We start from the raw sequence: 569 nt of genomic DNA on the forward strand, positions 1-569 counted from the left end.
ACCCATCCATTATTCCATTCTGCAGGGAAAGAAGAAAACCGGGGTTACCATTATGTATATGGTAGAAAAATTGGATGCGGGCGATATGATCTCAAAAGTGGAAGTGGACATTGAAGAAACCGACAATGTCGGAACGCTGCACGATAAATTAAGCGTTGCTGGCGCGAAGCTATTGTCTGAAACGATTCCAAACGTTATTGCCGGCAGCATTTCACCTGAAAAGCAGGATGAAGAGAAAGCGACATACGCGCCTAATATCAAAAGAGAGCAAGAGCTGCTCGACTGGTCCAGAACGGGCGAAGAGCTTTACAACCAGATCCGCGGCTTAAATCCATGGCCTGTTGCTTATACGACTCTAAACGGACAAAACTTGAAAGTGTGGGAATCGAAAAAAACACCCGCACCAACCAAAGCTGAGCCCGGCACAGTCGTTGCGGTTGAAAAGGAAGGGATTATCGTTGCCACAGGTAATGATACGGCCCTGTTATTAACCGAACTCCAGCCGGCAGGCAAAAAACGAATGAAAGGCGAAGACTTTGTGCGAGGCGCTCATGTTGAAGCCGGTGATG

At 47.6% G+C, this 569-nt stretch carries 1 protein-coding gene; it reads left to right on the forward strand.

From position 1 onward, the window contains the following. Nucleotides 1-569, forward strand: a 569-nt coding sequence (gene fmt / locus ACWHAR_RS30360) for a methionyl-tRNA formyltransferase (protein ID WP_452088843.1), incomplete at both ends; no start/stop codon positions are given.

It is taken from the genome of Bacillus sp. LR--39 (assembly GCF_053613335.1).